The organism is Butyricicoccus pullicaecorum (assembly GCF_002160355.1).
Lineage (GTDB): Bacteria > Bacillota > Clostridia > Oscillospirales > Butyricicoccaceae > Butyricicoccus > Butyricicoccus pullicaecorum.
In genome coordinates this window covers 1-15,343 of sequence record NZ_NFKK01000014.1, presented here as the reverse complement: position 1 = coordinate 15,343, position 15,343 = coordinate 1, and the positions used below count along the sequence as shown (strand labels likewise).

Here is a 15,343-nt window from a genome sequence, read left to right as displayed (position 1 = left end):
CTTTATTATACCGTTTTTTATGCGTCAGGACAACTATTAAACGCAAGAAAATGGCATTTTTTGCGAAGTATTGCAATGCGGCAGAGAAAAGAGGGAAAAGGAAGCGGGATGGCTTGACTTGGAGTAGACTCCATGGTGTATACTAAAACTGATTCGAGAGGTCTTTTGAAAAAGAGACAGAGAGAGGAGTTTTTTTGACTATGGAAGCTTCAAAGGTATATTTTGCCGATTTCCGCACGACCTTGACCGAGAACCTGCAGCAGAAGCTGTGGAGACTGCTGGACAAGGCGGGAATGGGAACGATTGACTTTGATAAAAAGTACGCCGCAATCAAGATGCACTTTGGTGAGCCAGGCAATCTGGCGTTTCTGCGTCCGAACTGGGCAAAGACGGTTGCAGATTACGTCAAGGCACACGGCGGCAAGCCCTTCCTGACCGACTGCAATACCCTGTACGTCGGCGGACGTAAGAACGCGCTTGATCATCTGGATTCGGCTTATCTCAACGGCTTTTCGCCACTGTCCACCGGCTGCCATGTCATCATCGGTGACGGCCTGAAGGGTACGGATGAGGTTTACGTCCCGGTCGAGGGCGGTGAGTACATCAAGGAAGCTAAGATCGGTACGGCGGTTATGGATGCCGACGTATTTATCTCGCTGAGCCACTTCAAGGGTCACGAGAACACCGGCTTTGGCGGTGCGCTCAAGAATATCGGCATGGGCTGCGGCTCGCGTGCCGGCAAGATGGAGATGCACAACGCAGGCAAGCCGCGCGTGCATGAAAAGAGATGCGTCGGATGCAGCATGTGTACCCGCGTGTGTGCGCATGGTGCAATCACCATCGCAGACCGCAAGGCAAGCATTGACCATAATAAGTGCGTCGGCTGCGGCCGCTGCATCGGTATGTGCCCGCAGGATGCCATCGCGTGCGATTACGATGAGTCCAATATCGTACTTAACCGCAAGATTGCCGAGTACACCAAGGCGGTCGTCGATGGCCGTCCGTGCTTCCATATCTCGCTGGTTCTGGACGTTTCGCCCAACTGTGATTGCCATGCAGAAAATGATGTGCCGATCGTACCCAATGTCGGTATGTTCGCATCGTTTGACCCGGTTGCACTCGATCAGGCATGCGCAGATGCGGTCAATGCAATGCCTGCAAACCCGCAGTCGGCACTGTTTGACGAGGGTGCAGAACACGATCATCACGATCATTTCCATGCAGCACACCCGGAGACCAATTGGCAGAGTGCACTCGAGCACGCGGAAAAGCTGGGACTGGGTACCAGAACTTATGAACTGGTAAAGATCTAACAGAAAGCACCGCACCAAATATTGAAGTTTGGATCAAACCTTTTCAAAGGTTTGCGGGTTCTCAGGGCAGAGCCCTGAGTCGCCCGTCGCAACGGGCGAAATCCCCCTTTGAAACCCGGTGTCCGACCCGGGTTTCAACCAAAACAAACAAAAAGAAAAGACCGTCCACATGGACGGTCTTTTCAGAGATTGCGCGACCTGCGGGTCGCGCTTTTCTTTTTTATTTTAGTTGATTCCGGCCAAAAGACCGGAATCAAGAGGGGATTTCGCCGTCTGCGGACGGCGACCAGGTTCCACCTGGACGGGCTCAAGGGACGCGTCCCTTGAGAATCCCGATTTCCGCCTTCGGCGGGTTTTCCTTATTCCTTCTTTTCGGTTACCTGATAAGCGGTGCGCGGCGTTGCGGGTTCATCGTGTGTGACGATATCGAAGTAATCCTCGTCCTGAATTTCCGGTCGACGGTGACGGATGACAGCGATAATGATTGCGTACAATACGATGGCGACCAGACCGCCGGAGAATCCATTATTATATAGATTCATACCTGCGACCGGGGAACCGGTATAGAGTACAACCGATGCATGGATAAAACCAGCGAGCACGCCATACGGCCAGCCGAAATAGCCGCTGATGGGTGCGAGGGTGGTGCAGAACAGGCAGGCAAGCTGGACGGCGCTGTCCGCGAGCGACCAGTGCATGACCACGCTGCCGAGCAGGACACCGAACATGACCGGGAACATGTTTGCCGGGTGTTTACCGAAAGCAGAAAAGCCCATGATGGTGAGGATACCGCCGACGGTGGGGCCGTTGAGGTCGCCGCCGATGGCGAGGATGAGTGCCAAACCGATCAGACCGTTGATGCCAGCGTTGACCAGCGTGGGTGCGGGACCGAACATGCGCAGGTAATCGCTGGGAGCGCGTCCGCTGGTGCGCAGCAGACGGCGATAGGTCGAGAGCACAGCCGCCGGGCGCTGACCGCACAGCAGCAGGCCGGACAGGATGAGCACGGCGCACAGGACGACGAGCAGAACGGTGAACGGCAGGGTGCAGCCGGTTGCCCAGCGGTACTGGGTGGTCGGGGTGGCACCGAGCGAGCTGATGAGCGGCACGACCAGAAAGGCGACCAGACCGCAGGCAAAACCGACATTATAAAGGTTCATGCCGTTTTGTACTTTATAAGTATAGGCCGACAGGGCGGGCAGGATAAAGCCGATAATCATACCGGCGAGGATGCCGGTCGGCAGGGTACCCCAGCCGTTGTCGAGTACAAAGTAGCTGACGACCGGAGACAGCGCGGTTGCCATCAGACCGGTGGGTGCGTACTTGGAAAAGGGCTCGTGACGGCTCTTGGCGTACAGCCATGCGCCGAGCAGAATGGGCCAGATGTTGAGGAAGTTTTTTCCGAACAGCGAAAAACCGGACATGAGACCGATGACGACCATCGTGATACCGTTGTAGGGTACGCGGGCAAAATGCAGAATGAGGATACTGATGGCCGTGACCAGCGCAGCATTCACCAGCGCGGGACCGGGGCCTGCGACGAGCACATAGTCGGTGATGAGCGCGGTTTCAGTCAAAATGATCTTGGACAGACCGGCGGGCAGCTGAGAGAGCGGGCCGAGCAGCAGACCGGCAACCAAAAGCAGGGCAGTATAGCCCCAGAGGAAGAACGGCATCCGCTCATAGCGTGCATGTGCGTGTGAATCCATGAAAGGGTCTCCTTTTGCGAAAAAATGCGGGGAAAATGCCCCGCTTTCTTGCATTATTGTAACAAATACGAAAAGGCACGTCAATAGCGGACGGAAAAAAGGACTGTCCCTGACAAGAGACAGTCCTGACGGTCACATGGTTACATGCCGCGCGAGGAAACTGGCGGCGGTCTGGCTGAGTTTGCTCTCGACCTCGGTGGCAACCATGTCGGTGCTGTCCGACAGGAGTGCTACGCAGCCGGTCACATCGCCCTCGGAGATGATGGGTGCAGCGACAACGACCTGGTAGGGGTCGTTGTCAGATACGTGCAGGGTGTCATCCGAGCCGGTGTGCTCGTAGACGTGGCGTTGCTCCATGAGGGTTTCCAGGTCGTTTGAGATGGCCTTTTCGAAGATATCCTTCTTGGCGCCGCCCGCCGCAGCGATTACCGCGTCGCGGTCACAGATGGCGCACGACAGACCGGCTGTTCGGGACAGTGCCTCGGCCAGCTCGCCCGCGAAGGTGCCCAGCTCGCCCATGGGCGAATATTTCTTGAAGATGACCTCGCCGTCGCGGTCGGTGTAGATCTCCAGCGGATCGCCGTCACTGATAACATTGGCATGAAACACCTTGTCCGGGCGCTTGCTCGACGACTGGACAATGGTGACGGGTGCGATATGCTCCATGCCGTTCTTAAAATTTACGGCGTCCTCCAGCGTACCCGCCCGCAGGATGGCATCGACATCGGCCTGCAGCTCGATCTCCAGATGATCCTCAAAGACCTTGATCTGTCGGATAATAAGCTCCAGATCATTCCGCTCGAGCGGATCCTTGTTCAGGATGTCGGCAAAGACATCCATCGCCGTGCGGGCTGCACGGTTGACCTGAATGATGGTGTTGCGCTTGTCCGACAGCATATCAATCTGATGGCGAATGCCCTCGATCTTCTTTTGCAGCTCTGCCTCGAGTTCATCATAGGTTTCCTCCAGCAGTTCTTCCTGATCGGGGTGCTTCATCAGGTCGCGGATGCGCTGGCGCTTGGTCGCCTTTAATTCGCTCTGCAGATCGACCAGAACCTCTGCCAGATGATCGGCGCTCTGTTCGGTCTCGGTCACGTCCCCCTGCTCACGGGCCAGATCCTGATTGAGTCGCTCGAGCATGTCTGCGGAATGTTCCATCACCTGCCGGATGTAGCTTTTGAGCAGCTCGTCGAGCTTGTCCGTCCGGATGTGGTGCGAGGTACATCCCGCTCGCCCGCGACGGTGGTAGGAACCGCAGGTGTACGCACTCTTGAGATCCTTGCGGCTCATGGCGAACATGGGACTGCCGCAGTCGCCGCAGACCAGAAAACCAGAGTAGACATTGTCGTATTTTTTGATGCCGCGATAGTGAGAAGTTGTGCGCTTTTCGCGCAGGGCCCGGGTGACCGCGAACGTGCGGTAGTCAATGATCGCCTGATGATGGTTCTCGATCACGATCTGTTCGTCCTCGGCCTGCCGGACATCCTTGCCGTTGATCTTCTTGCGCGTGTACTTACCCTGACGCAGCGTGCCGATGTAGAAATCGTTGTCCAGAATACCCTGTACGGTCACAATCGCCCAGGATGCCTTAACCGCACGCTTGTATTCCTCACCAGCCGCCTCTTTGCGGTCACGCTCGGCCATACGCGGGGTCGGGATGCCCTGCTCGGTCAGATAGTTTGCAATTTTTTTGTAACCCCACCCTTCCTCGTTGTACAGACGGAAGATCGTGCGCACAATGTCGGCCTCAGTGGGGACGATCTCAAACTCCTGCCGCTTGTTGATGATGTATCCGTAGGGTGCAGCGCAGATCCACTTGCCGTCAGCCTGTCGGCGCTTGATGACATTTTTTACCTTTTTGCTGGTATCCGTGACCGGCATCTCGTTGATGAGGAACTGAAACTGGATTTTCAGCCAGTCATCATCGTTGGGAAAGTCGATGCCGTCACCGATGGAAATGATGCGCACGCCGGCATCACGCAGATCTTCCAGCTCAACCAGACCACGGCTGTTGCGGCGCGAAAAACGGGAAAAATCCTTGACAATGAGGATTTCATACTTGTGTCCCATCAGCTTTTTGCGCAGTGCCTGATAGCCCTCGCGCTGTTCAAACGTGTAACCGGAGCGGTCACGATCCTCGTAGAAGGTGAGGGTGCTGCCCGGGAATTTCTGTCTGACAAAGTCCTGAATGATCGCCTTCTGGTTTTCGATGGACACGTTGTCCCGATCCAGATCGTCATCGACCGAAATTCGGCAGTAGCCTGCAATGTCAAATTTTTCGATCATGTATGGTTGCCTCCCTTCAGGTATTGTTCCATCACACGGTCAAATTCCGAGACATATTCCTCGTCCTGCTTTTTGCGGAACTCGGCATAGATCTCGCTGACCTTTTTGACTGCCGCCTCCCGCGAGATATGCCCCTTGTGATCGAGTACATTGCGGCGATTGTTTGTAAGAAAGCGGTCGGTCTCGTGCAGCCAATCCTCCATGCTCATCAGCTGCTCGTCCTCTGCCATCAGTTCGGCGTAGTCGATGAACATGGCTACCAGTCGGTTGAGCTTGGACAGCTCTTTTTCATTGAGGTAGTTTTTGGCCACCAGCGTATCGCTCTTAAGAATTTTGCCGTCGGGCGCACCCTTCCAAGTGGTCAGTCCCATGGTCGGACTGTCCAGTGTTGCCCGCTCAGCGATCAGCTCGGCAGCGGTCTTGCCGGTTACAGCAAAGTGCAGCTTGTTTTGCACGAAGGCATAAAAATCCTTGGTCGTCTGACTATTCTTGTCGTAGTCATAGCTGCACTGCTCAAATACATCGGCAATCTTCTGGTAGGCGCGGCGCTCGCTGGCGCGGATCTCACGGATGCGCTCGAGCAGTTCATCAAAGTAGTCCCGACCAAAGGGATTACCGTTTTTGAGCATGTCATCGTTGAGTACAAAGCCTTTCTGGATGTACTCTTTGAGTGTCTTGGTTGCCCACTGGCGGAAGCGGGTGGCTTTCTTGGAGTTGACCCGATAGCCCACGGCGATAATGGCATCAAGATTATAGTGGTCCAGCGTACGGCGCACCTGTCGGGAACCCTCCTGACGAACTACCGAAATTTTCTCGGTAGTTGCCTCGGGGGATAGCTCTTCCTCGGCATAGATGTTTTTGAGGTGTACAGAAATGTTGTCGGTCGAGCAGTCGAACAGCTCGGCCATACCACTCTGCGTCAGCCAGAAGGTCTCGTCCTGAAACACGACGTTGACGAACTCCTTCTCACTGCCATTGTTGTAGAGCAGGATCTGACCCTGCTGCATGGGGGATTGTTCCATGATGCCCTCCTCTTATCAACACAAAACAAAATTTGAATTTATATTACAGACAACATTGTAAAACGGATTGCGGTAAATTGCAAGCACCGCGTGAAAAAACAGGGCAGCAGTTTTTGGCTGCTGCCCGATATCACATAAATATGGCTGACTGACGCTGCTTTTGTACTTCTTGTTCGGCGAGGCGCTTGCGGTTATAGATCAATAAATCGCGCGTTTGCTGGTACAAATCGCCATCGCCGGACAGGAACACCGCGACAATATATTTTTGCGCTGTGTACTGCTGATACAGCGGCTTGAGTGACGCACGAAAAGCCGGGTCGTTTTTCTCGGCACGGGTCAGCCAGAGCTCTATGGTTTTTGTCTTTTCGTTTACTTGCATCTGCAATGGGCGTTCACCTCCGTGACAATATTTTCCACCGTTTTGAGCGGGTTTATACACCAAAACGGATTGAAAGGTCTGAGAATCCATGCGGTGCAGTCATCAAGCTGCACCGCATGGAATTGCACTCAATAACGCTCTGCGGCTTGTTCCAGAACGTCAATTTTGATACAGTAGACCCGCAGAGCGTCCGAGTCATCGGACACCTTGATCTGGTAGGTCCCCTGTTCTTGGATGCACAATGCACCGCAGGAAACAAGTTCTGCAACGATGCGATTGAGGGTCCAACCTCGGTATCCGGGACTCTGGTTTACTACCTGCTGGAGCGCACATGTACGAAGGCAGAGCTTATTTTTGATCAGCAGACCGTCGTATTTTAGCAGTTTGCGGATCTTTTTACCTTCTGGCATCAGGTTGAATTGCTGCCTGTGGTATGCATTCAGCAGGACGTAGGCAATGTTGCCCTCAGGTGTCAGACTGCGCACACGGGCAAGCGCTGCATTTGTTTGCTCAACTGAGTCGGCGAGCGCACGGTTAAAATTCTGGACAAGATCGCGTGCCAAGTTGTCAAATTGGATATCTGTTGCAAAAATGGCGACGAACTCCTGGAAAGCCCAATACAGTGCGGTCAGGTTGGTGCGAACACGCTGTTCGGGGCAGTTTTGCAGTGCAGGAATCTGCTCGTTGTTTTTCAGGAGATGATGTAATCGGCGGAGTAATTTTTCCGAATCAAGCAGATAATGTTGCAGAAATAGTTCAACCGCGCCTGCCATGACTCTTGGAGTCAGTGCGTCCGGTAAGTCCAGCGGCTGTGTAATGGGAGCCATCACGCAGCGGGTCACGTCCGATGCGTTTTCCAGCAGGAATTCTGCGGTCATGATGACGCCAGCAACATTATGGAGCGTCATTGTCTGTCCACCGGGGGCCTTTTTAATGATCTTGGTTACGTTGGCCGCTTCGCGTACGAGCTGCGCACCCAGATCTTTGCGCCGCTGCTGGGCGGCACGGCTGGCCGAGAGACAGAGATCATCCACAACGATCGGAAGGTCGCGTGCACTGGCCATGGCGTCCCGGGTGGCAGCGAGCGTACTGCCGGCGTCGAACAACAACGCAGGTCGGTCGGTGTCGATATTGTTTACGAAACCGGCAACACGCCGTGCAAGGGTGGTCTTGCCCAGGCCCTGTGCACCGGTAATGTACAAAACTGCCTGCAGGTCAACGCCGGACTTGATAACTGCCGAGCGAACGGTGGTCAGCAGCGTGTACGCCGTGGTCAGCAGCACCGCAGACGGTTGGTTCGTGAGCAGCTTGGCAAGGGTAACACACGCATCTGGGGTGCCTTCAGGAATGCGCCACGAGCATATGGGTTCAGCGATACACCGGTTACCCTTGTATCCGAGGACGCGGTTGCCGAGCACGACGCAGGTCGCTCCATTATCAAGATGCACGATGCCATTTTGGGCGAAAAAGTATGCTCTGACGGTGTTTTTCTCGGGATTTTCAAGAAATTTCTGCGCAATCTCGACTAGATACGTGTCGAGCACAGCACGATGACGAGATGACGAGCACTGCAGTAGGGGAATCGCCCGATGCAGTGCCCTGTATCCCAGATCGCCCACCGCGACATCGACGCATTGGTCTACGAAGCTGCCGATACGGATGCGAACCCGGATGCACGTAGGCGCAGAGTCGCCTGGGCGATGGAATGCCTCAACAATCTCCGGAATTCCATTACAAATCATGCGGTCGCCTACATACAGACCTCGGCCTTCAATCACAGTTACTTTGTTACGCATTTTCGTTCTCCTCCTCGTTTTCGATCTCTTCAATGTCAGCCGGGTCGATTTCGACCGTGGGCTTGTTTTGCATCATTTCCAGCCGGGCTTCCAACCGACCCAGCTTCTCGGCCATCTCAAGATTGTCGTTGTACATCTGCCTCATCAACGGGGTCAGATCGACCTTGACGACCATGTCTTTGCGTGCCTTCTTACCCCCGGGAAAGTCGGGGACGAAGTCGCAGATTCCGTGCTTTTTCATTGATATCTCCTTAATTTGCTGGGGGATCTGGGCGAAATTTCCAGATCCCCCAGCGCCTGTGATGTATACCGGCGATTGTGCACGATCGCCGGGTGTGAATCTCATCGATGACAAGTGTATGATAACACGGTGATGGATAAGATATCTCGTCAAAAAATATGCATTTTTCTGCCAAATTTAACGGATTTTTGACGGGAGTTTGTAACAGTAAAAAATCGCTTGATTTATGATTTACACACAAATTATAGCTGTATACCAAGAATATATTGACTTTCTTTTGAAATAATACTCGATTATTGACATATTTCTGCATGTGAACTTGATGAAAGAAATATGTATCAAGTCTATACAAGTTTAAGTCATTTGGATGACAGATTCTGTACAAGATTAATCGCGAGTGCTACAATAAAACAAACAGAGAGGAGGAATTGGTGTGAATCTAAATACACTCGTATCTGTCCCGGTATCTCCATATTTTTTGAAAAAGGATCTTTACAGAAGTCTTCGCATCAAGGAATTATTAGATAAAAACGAAAGATTAAAGGCATTTTTGAATGAGCAAGAAAACAATGCATCTGTTTTACACCAGATTTTTGAAGTGCTCAATCTATTGTCTTCCAACGAAAAAATACGAGATAATTTAAAGGATTTCCAAGCGATAGTACCGTTTGTTTTCGGTGAGTATAACGAATACGGGAAAATTATAGAGGAAGTATCCTTTGAGTACCTGAAAGAATATGATGATCGTTTAGAGCTGGAAGCATATCTGGAAGTATTTTTAGCTCGACTCAACTCTAAGCTTAAACGTTCAGAGCAAAATATTGAGCTTCCGGCAGGAATAGCGAAGGATGAAATCCTTAAACCGTTGGAAGAACGTATTAATACGCAGTATCAGTTATTTTATCAGAAATTGGAGCACCAATTAACGACATCCACTTTGTTGAAAGGAAAAGCAAAGTGCAAAAAACCTCTGCTTCAACTACTATTCTCAGACTATTGGATTTATCCAGCGCTTCCCGCATTGTTTGCGCTGTCCGCAGCAGTCCAAATCTTTTACAATCGATCTCCGAGTAAAGAAAGCTTGCTCAAAATCAATGTCACTCCACATATCGCTGATATCAAAATTGCGGATACAAGAGTGATTTATAAGGAATTAATCGATTTGACCAAAAAACTGGGAACAGATCTAGTAGATCAGCTAGGAGAGTTGTATCATACCATTGGTTTGCAGCATGTTACCAAAATGAATATCTGCAAACAAGCTTTTTGGCCTGAAGATTATGAGGAAAACCTAGATGAGGAGATCAAAGACTGGAATAAATACTTTTCTAGACAATTGAAATTTCCAACTCCAGTTTGCCGCGTACATTTAGTAGCATCGAAAGTGGCCAAGTTTGCCAAGTTAGATTCTCAGAAGACAGCGAAACTGTATGAAAACATCACAAATTATTTGTTGGACTTCAATTACAATGGAGATAATATTAAAGAAGAATATGGTGAAACTGTACTTCATTTGATTCAATTCTTTCGGATATTTACCAAACCAGATACTTATTACGGCAAGACAGCATTAAACGTAATTTTTAATAATAACTTGGACAATCTTGAAAAAGATGAACTTAAATTCTTTATCACACGTGAGAATCCGACGCGTGATAAGGCCGTAAAGAAATTCTTTGATAAGTACTTCATGTATACGAAGCTGGGTAAGGAGTTAATTTATCGTTCTGCACCGTATCGTCCCTATACAGGCAGCGGAAAGAATCTTCCTAAATACTATAGAAAAAGTATAGATAACTTCTGGGGAACATCGAGCGGTAAAAAAGAAATTCGAAAAAGGATTCAACAGCATCTGACCGTGCGCGATGCGATTAAACTCGTGACGCTTCACGAAGATAAACCCACCTCATTTAAATCAGAGGCAGAGAAACACTGGAAAAAGATCAAGCAGAAGTATTTGAACGATCTTGAACGTGAAAAAGAGAAGGTCAAAGTTATAGAGTGGGACAAGTACGAGTCACTTCCTGAAAAGGATGAGGAAAGTGTGCAAGAACTACTCTACGATGAGGCTATGTGCGCAGTTGGTTTTTATTTTGCGGAGCTGGTCAGAATCGCACCATATTATGCTGAGGATACGACGGAATCATAATCCGTTATAAGTCCAACATGAGGGAAGGTGTATATGCACCTTCCCTTTCTGTTGACCTCGGAGTACATCTTGAGAGAACTCAAATGATGGGTTGTCTAATCTCCGTCCTCGTCTTCCAGCAGATCAATGATCTCACCGATCACGACCAGAATGGTTCCTAGACCCATAGGTTCACTCCCCTTTCTTATTAGTAGTATGCGTATAACAACTCGGCCGCGGCTTCGTGCAGCAGTGCCGGATTGTACAGCAGTTCCTCGATTTCGCACGGGTCGTATCCCAGATCGACCAGCGCCAGCACCTCATCTTCGGACACGCCCATAGATTTCGCAGTCTGAATTAGAAGGTCGGTTTGCCCATCTATTGCTTCCGGCTCGTCCACTTCATCAAACCATGAAAGCATGCGAAACCGTGGATTGCGCCAAAAGTGTTCCATGCTGTGATTTGGAGTGAAGCGTCCAAAACTGCGCTGGCCGGTTCGATCAATCTTCAAAATATCGCCCTCTTCGGTATGGATTTCTTCCCGATGGTGCAGGCGCAGCTTTCGCATTGCCCGCCGCAGAATTTCTTCGGTGGACGCATATAAGTAGAAGCCGCCGAAATCAAAGATCGCGAGCGGGTTATCGCCACGAACAAAATACAGGTTGTCGTCCCGGTCGAGCACCGTAAATACAAAAGAACCCTGGATTTTCTCCGCCATTGCGCTGATGGCCGTGAAATCCAGGGTTTTCTGTTGTTCGAGCAGCTGCACAGCGACATAGCTGTCGGTCTGAATCCGGGTATCCGGAAGATTTTCGGTCTGCCGGAGCTCTCTGTCGTTCCACAATACGCCATTGTGTGCCAAGGCGAAAGAGCCGGTTGACCACGGGTGATTGTTGAAGTTGTCTGCCGGTCTGCCTTGAGTGGCAAGCCGGGTGTGTCCCATGACGACACTCACACCATTGGGCACATGAAACTTTAGCTTATGCGCGGCGAACGGGCGCTTGAATACCTTAATGTTCCCGCCAAAGTTATACGCGATACCCGTCGCGTCCGTTCCGCGCACCTCGCATTCTTTACTAAGCACCTGTAAAATGTGGTTCTTTTGCCGTGTTGTCAGGGCATTTTGATAGTCGATCAGTCCAAACAAACTGCACATTTATTCATCCTCCTCGTAAGCAATCGGGTCATTTTTGTAGAGATTCCGTTCTTTTAAGTACTGGATGAGCTCAGGTTCATGAATCCGGTCAAGGAATCCATGCCAGGACAGCTCCTGCAATTCCCCATCAGACAATAAGACAGCCACATCGCAGATGGCGTTTACCAACTGCAGCGTGGCGATCAGGGTGTTGTATTTGAGCGTGCCGCGGAAAATTCGGATTTCTACGGTGTCCTCGTTGGTAAGATTCACGGCGGTATAGCGTCCCGCACGGGAGTCCTTTGCCGACTCCATCACAGCTTTCGGCGATAATTTCATACCATAGCGTGCTGCCCAGCGGTTGATCTGCCGCTCGGTGCGTCGGGAGAACCGCAGCAACTCCGTCCAGAATTTCTCAACGAAGTAGATCAGCCGCGCAATCGACAGTTCCTGCTCCTGCTCGGTTTCGCCGAAAGCGGCGCGGGAGATGTGAACGTGCAGTCCGCAGGTTGTCGTGCGGTGGCTGAGATAGCCAAGCCCGACCGCCTTGCGCAGGACATTTTTCCATGGCATCTGTTCTAGATGGTACTGCAAGGTCATCGGATGCGTGACCAGTTCCATGCCGCAGTCGAGCGAACCGTCGCTTTTAATGTATAAATTCTGCGCGTCCTCGTTGGCGACACTCAGGATTTCTCCGGCATTCTTGCGGCTCTTGCCATTGCCGTCGATCTCCAGTTCTACACCAAAGAAACGTGCATTGTCGCGCTCGCCATGGAAAACCAGCCGCGGTGTGTAGCTGTAATCGTGAATGGTCGCCTGCTGCAAACGAGCTTGCAGACAGTCGTAGCACAGCGGTTCGTCCTCATCGTCGTCCTCGTAGTAGGCATCGCTGTATGAAATGACGCGCCCGCAGCGTTCGCAGTGCGTATAATGCCGCTCGTAGCAATGCTCGCACAGAGTGATGTTTTCGTCTCCGTGGTCATCCGACAGAAATAACCGCTCTCCGCAGCAATCACAGACTGTGGTAGAGGTATCCACGCAGTCTGGGCACAAAATCGTATCGGCTACCATCGTGCAGGCATCCGCCGGGACTCGTTCACCACAGCGCTCACAGACATAAAAATGATCGTTCATAATGCAGTCCTCCTTTAATATTCTTCTGCTAACAACATGGTGATGTGATCGGGATCTTCGATGATGTACACCTTGGCATCAACAGGCTGCTCGCCCGGGATCACGACAACGTGCTGGTATTCCGGCTGCTCCTGAACATGCTCAATGCGCTGGCGGTCACCATCACAGGATAATCGGAAGATTTGCAGATAATCCCGCTCGGGGACTTCTATGCTGTCTCTCATATACCATAAGAGCGTTTGCAGCCAAGGTGGAATGGTGGTCTGGATACCATGGGTGATGTAACGGGATTTCATAGGGATCAGCTCCTTATAGAATAGTAAAAGCCGAAGGATTTGTCCTTCGGCTTCACTTCTATACTATATATTCGATTTGATTTGAGTCTCACTTTTTCGGTTCTTTTGAAAACATGCTATGGCGAGAATGAAAGGTTTTGGACGGTGGCAGCATGGCTGCCTGATCGGTCAATCCCAGAAGATACTCCACATTGACCTTGTAAAACCGGGACAAACGGATCAAAAGTTCAATCGGGATCTCTCGCACCCCATTTTCATAGTTGCAGTAGGTGTTCTGCGCAACCTGGAGATATTCTGCAACTTCCCGCTGGGTAATATCACGGTCTTCTCTCAGTTCTTTGATTCGATTTGGATACATGGGCAGCCTCCTTATATCAATTGTAAAGATGCTGTACCATGGCATTGACTTTTATCTCGTTTTGAGATAATATATGCTTGTAAGCTACAAATGATTCCCTCTAATTCCATGTACGAAAGAGGTGCAGCAGATGGCAAATTACCGTGATACTTATTTTGGCAGCAATCCCAGCGACCACGGTTGGTACACGTGTGTCAGATGTGGTCGGAAACTGCGGCGCGGCGATGTGGATATCGATCACATCATCCCCCAAAGCAGAGGCGGTGCTGACGGAGAATGGAACCTGCAATGTATGTGCAGGCACTGCAACCGCTCCAAGCAGGATGACACGCGCGACACCGTGCCTGATCTCATCCGCAGCACCGGTCGTATTGTCTCTCGCGAGAGCAAAAAAACTCCTTTCTCACGCTTTCTGTCCAAAAAATAATTGTAATTTGCAGTCAAGGAGAGGTTTTTTATGTCATTCTGGGAAAAAGCAAGTGCGCTGGGTCAATCAGCATGCGAAAAGATGGAGAAGTTCAATGAAGATGTGGAGCATTGGATGTACTGTTATCGCAATTATGATGATGAAAAACTGCTGAAAATCGAAAAGAAAGGTGCAGTCGTTCAAAGATGCGCTGCCCGTAAGCTGCTCGAAGAGCGCGGCTACGATTTCTAACCCTATACTGTTTACCCAAATCTTTTTTTGAGCGGCTGTACCTCTTGTGCAGCCGCTCATTGTATAAAGCAGTTGTATGTCTTACCCATTGTGCGTAACCAGTATAAAAAATAAACTGTTCTATCTTGTGCGAGGGAAAGTGTTCTGACAGGAAAATATGAAGTTTAAGTGGAGGGACGTCGCGTAAGCGGTGTCTCTTTTGGTTTTTGCGTGTATGAGAACCAATTGCTGCACAGCTTTGATCTTTCCAGTAAAATAAATATGATACTTTGATATTTACAAGGATGGAGAGAATGGCCATGCACGATGCAACGAACCAATTATCAGCTTTTGCAGAACAGCTCCGGGAGGATGAACGCAGCGAGGGTACGATTGAAAAATATATGCGCGATGTGCGCAATTTTTTTTGCTGGTTGGCCGATAAAGCGCTGGAAAAAGTGCAGGTCTGTGCATGGAAAACGACGCTGCTTGCCGATGGCTACGCGCCGGAAACGGTCAACTCGATGATCATCGCACTCAATCGTTTTCTGGACTTTATCGATCGTTCGGACTGTCGGGTGCATACGCTGCGCATCCAGCGTAAATTATTCCGCAGTCAGGAACGAGAATTAACCCGAGAAGAATATGAACGACTTGTCCAGACTGCCGAGCGCAAGGGACAAGAGCGCCTCGCACTGCTGCTGGAATCCATCGCCGCCACCGGAATCCGGGTGTCTGAGGTCAAATATCTGACGGTTGAAGCGGCCAGAGCCGGACGGGCGGAAATTGCACTCAAGGGCAAGATTCGTGTGATTTTACTGCCGAATAAGCTGTGCCGCAAGCTATTGAAGTATGCAAAAAAACAAAAAACCGTTTCCGGTGAGATTTTTCTCACGAAAAACGGGAAAA

General features: G+C 50.8%; 15 protein-coding genes. 5 read left to right on the top strand and 10 right to left on the bottom strand.

All coding sequences use genetic code 11. The features are described from left to right. Positions 1-200 precede the first annotated feature (200 nt). Entirely contained in the window at positions 201-1,313 is a 1,113-nt protein-coding gene (locus B5F17_RS10810) for a DUF362 domain-containing protein (RefSeq protein ID WP_016148606.1), read from the top strand. A gap of 359 nt (positions 1,314-1,672) precedes the next feature. On the opposite strand, the gene B5F17_RS10805 is transcribed toward B5F17_RS10810, so the two are convergent. The 6 genes from B5F17_RS10805 to B5F17_RS10780 all read right to left on the bottom strand — a co-directional run bounded on the left by B5F17_RS10805 (position 1,673) and on the right by B5F17_RS10780 (position 8,746). Next, positions 1,673-3,022, bottom strand: coding sequence for a DUF1576 domain-containing protein (locus B5F17_RS10805; RefSeq protein ID WP_016148605.1), 1,350 nt, complete (start codon positions 3,020-3,022; stop codon positions 1,673-1,675). A 132-nt stretch (positions 3,023-3,154) separates the two neighbouring features. Further along, complete coding sequence (locus B5F17_RS10800; protein ID WP_087373761.1) at positions 3,155-5,308, bottom strand: stage V sporulation T C-terminal domain-containing protein; 2,154 nt, start codon at positions 5,306-5,308, stop codon at positions 3,155-3,157. After that, positions 5,305-6,330: a virulence RhuM family protein gene (rhuM, locus tag B5F17_RS10795; protein WP_087373759.1), complete on the bottom strand. Its 1,026-nt coding sequence runs from the start codon at positions 6,328-6,330 to the stop codon at positions 5,305-5,307. Before rhuM ends, B5F17_RS10800 begins: the two co-directional genes overlap by 4 nt. Positions 6,331-6,460: 130 nt before the next feature. Next, positions 6,461-6,799, bottom strand: coding sequence for a hypothetical protein (locus tag B5F17_RS10790; RefSeq protein ID WP_143287726.1), 339 nt, complete (start codon positions 6,797-6,799; stop codon positions 6,461-6,463). Between the two features lie 38 nt (positions 6,800-6,837). Further along, positions 6,838-8,487 carry a hypothetical protein gene (locus B5F17_RS10785; protein ID WP_143287725.1) on the bottom strand — a complete coding sequence of 550 codons (1,650 nt, stop codon included), beginning with the start codon at positions 8,485-8,487 and terminating at the stop codon, positions 6,838-6,840. A 10-nt stretch (positions 8,488-8,497) separates the two neighbouring features. Continuing rightward, positions 8,498-8,746 carry a hypothetical protein gene (locus tag B5F17_RS10780; RefSeq protein WP_087373753.1) on the bottom strand — a complete coding sequence of 83 codons (249 nt, stop codon included), beginning with the start codon at positions 8,744-8,746 and terminating at the stop codon, positions 8,498-8,500. Positions 8,747-9,179: 433 nt separating this feature from the next. Here B5F17_RS10780 and B5F17_RS10775 point away from each other — a divergent pair, with 433 nt between their 5' ends. Next, positions 9,180-10,895, top strand: coding sequence for a hypothetical protein (locus tag B5F17_RS10775; RefSeq protein ID WP_087373750.1), 1,716 nt, complete (start codon positions 9,180-9,182; stop codon positions 10,893-10,895). 187 nt (positions 10,896-11,082) lie between these two features. Here B5F17_RS10775 and B5F17_RS10770 read toward each other — a convergent pair whose 3' ends face one another. The 4 genes from B5F17_RS10770 to B5F17_RS10755 all read right to left on the bottom strand — a co-directional run bounded on the left by B5F17_RS10770 (position 11,083) and on the right by B5F17_RS10755 (position 13,797). After that, positions 11,083-12,030: a class II glutamine amidotransferase gene (locus B5F17_RS10770; protein ID WP_087373748.1), complete on the bottom strand. Its 948-nt coding sequence runs from the start codon at positions 12,028-12,030 to the stop codon at positions 11,083-11,085. Further along, positions 12,031-13,143, bottom strand: a complete 1,113-nt coding sequence (locus tag B5F17_RS10765) for an amidoligase family protein (RefSeq protein ID WP_087373746.1) — start codon at positions 13,141-13,143, stop codon at positions 12,031-12,033. It abuts the gene before it with no gap. Positions 13,144-13,157: 14 nt separating this feature from the next. Further along, positions 13,158-13,439 carry a DUF960 family protein gene (locus B5F17_RS10760; protein ID WP_087373741.1) on the bottom strand — a complete coding sequence of 94 codons (282 nt, stop codon included), beginning with the start codon at positions 13,437-13,439 and terminating at the stop codon, positions 13,158-13,160. An 88-nt stretch (positions 13,440-13,527) separates the two neighbouring features. Further along, positions 13,528-13,797, bottom strand: a complete 270-nt coding sequence (locus tag B5F17_RS10755) for a helix-turn-helix domain-containing protein (protein WP_016148220.1) — start codon at positions 13,795-13,797, stop codon at positions 13,528-13,530. 130 nt (positions 13,798-13,927) lie between these two features. On the opposite strand from B5F17_RS10755, the gene B5F17_RS10750 reads away from it, so the two are divergent. The 3 genes from B5F17_RS10750 to B5F17_RS10740 form a co-directional block, all read left to right on the top strand. Next, positions 13,928-14,224: an HNH endonuclease gene (locus tag B5F17_RS10750; RefSeq protein WP_087373739.1), complete on the top strand. Its 297-nt coding sequence runs from the start codon at positions 13,928-13,930 to the stop codon at positions 14,222-14,224. A gap of 30 nt (positions 14,225-14,254) precedes the next feature. Continuing rightward, on the top strand, positions 14,255-14,455 hold the full coding sequence (locus B5F17_RS10745) for a hypothetical protein (protein ID WP_087373736.1): 201 nt from the start codon (positions 14,255-14,257) through the stop codon (positions 14,453-14,455). Positions 14,456-14,754: 299 nt separating this feature from the next. Further along, on the top strand, positions 14,755-15,343 hold a 589-nt coding region (locus tag B5F17_RS10740), incomplete at its 3' end, for a tyrosine-type recombinase/integrase (protein ID WP_087373854.1).

What these genes read in the sequence shown, in the direction of transcription:
- B5F17_RS10810 (WP_016148606.1), top strand. Translation starts at nt 201, where the DNA reads ATGGAAGCTTCAAAGGTATATTTTGCCGATTTCCGCACGACCTTGACC.
- B5F17_RS10805 (WP_016148605.1), bottom strand. Translation starts at nt 3,022, where the DNA reads ATGGATTCACACGCACATGCACGCTATGAGCGGATGCCGTTCTTCCTC.
- B5F17_RS10800 (WP_087373761.1), bottom strand. Translation starts at nt 5,308, where the DNA reads ATGATCGAAAAATTTGACATTGCAGGCTACTGCCGAATTTCGGTCGAT.
- rhuM (WP_087373759.1), bottom strand. Translation starts at nt 6,330, where the DNA reads ATGGAACAATCCCCCATGCAGCAGGGTCAGATCCTGCTCTACAACAAT.
- B5F17_RS10790 (WP_143287726.1), bottom strand. Translation starts at nt 6,799, where the DNA reads ATGGATTCTCAGACCTTTCAATCCGTTTTGGTGTATAAACCCGCTCAA.
- B5F17_RS10780 (WP_087373753.1), bottom strand. Translation starts at nt 8,746, where the DNA reads ATGAAAAAGCACGGAATCTGCGACTTCGTCCCCGACTTTCCCGGGGGT.
- B5F17_RS10770 (WP_087373748.1), bottom strand. Translation starts at nt 12,030, where the DNA reads ATGTGCAGTTTGTTTGGACTGATCGACTATCAAAATGCCCTGACAACA.
- B5F17_RS10765 (WP_087373746.1), bottom strand. Translation starts at nt 13,143, where the DNA reads ATGAACGATCATTTTTATGTCTGTGAGCGCTGTGGTGAACGAGTCCCG.
- B5F17_RS10760 (WP_087373741.1), bottom strand. Translation starts at nt 13,439, where the DNA reads ATGAAATCCCGTTACATCACCCATGGTATCCAGACCACCATTCCACCT.
- B5F17_RS10755 (WP_016148220.1), bottom strand. Translation starts at nt 13,797, where the DNA reads ATGTATCCAAATCGAATCAAAGAACTGAGAGAAGACCGTGATATTACC.
- B5F17_RS10750 (WP_087373739.1), top strand. Translation starts at nt 13,928, where the DNA reads ATGGCAAATTACCGTGATACTTATTTTGGCAGCAATCCCAGCGACCAC.
- B5F17_RS10745 (WP_087373736.1), top strand. Translation starts at nt 14,255, where the DNA reads ATGTCATTCTGGGAAAAAGCAAGTGCGCTGGGTCAATCAGCATGCGAA.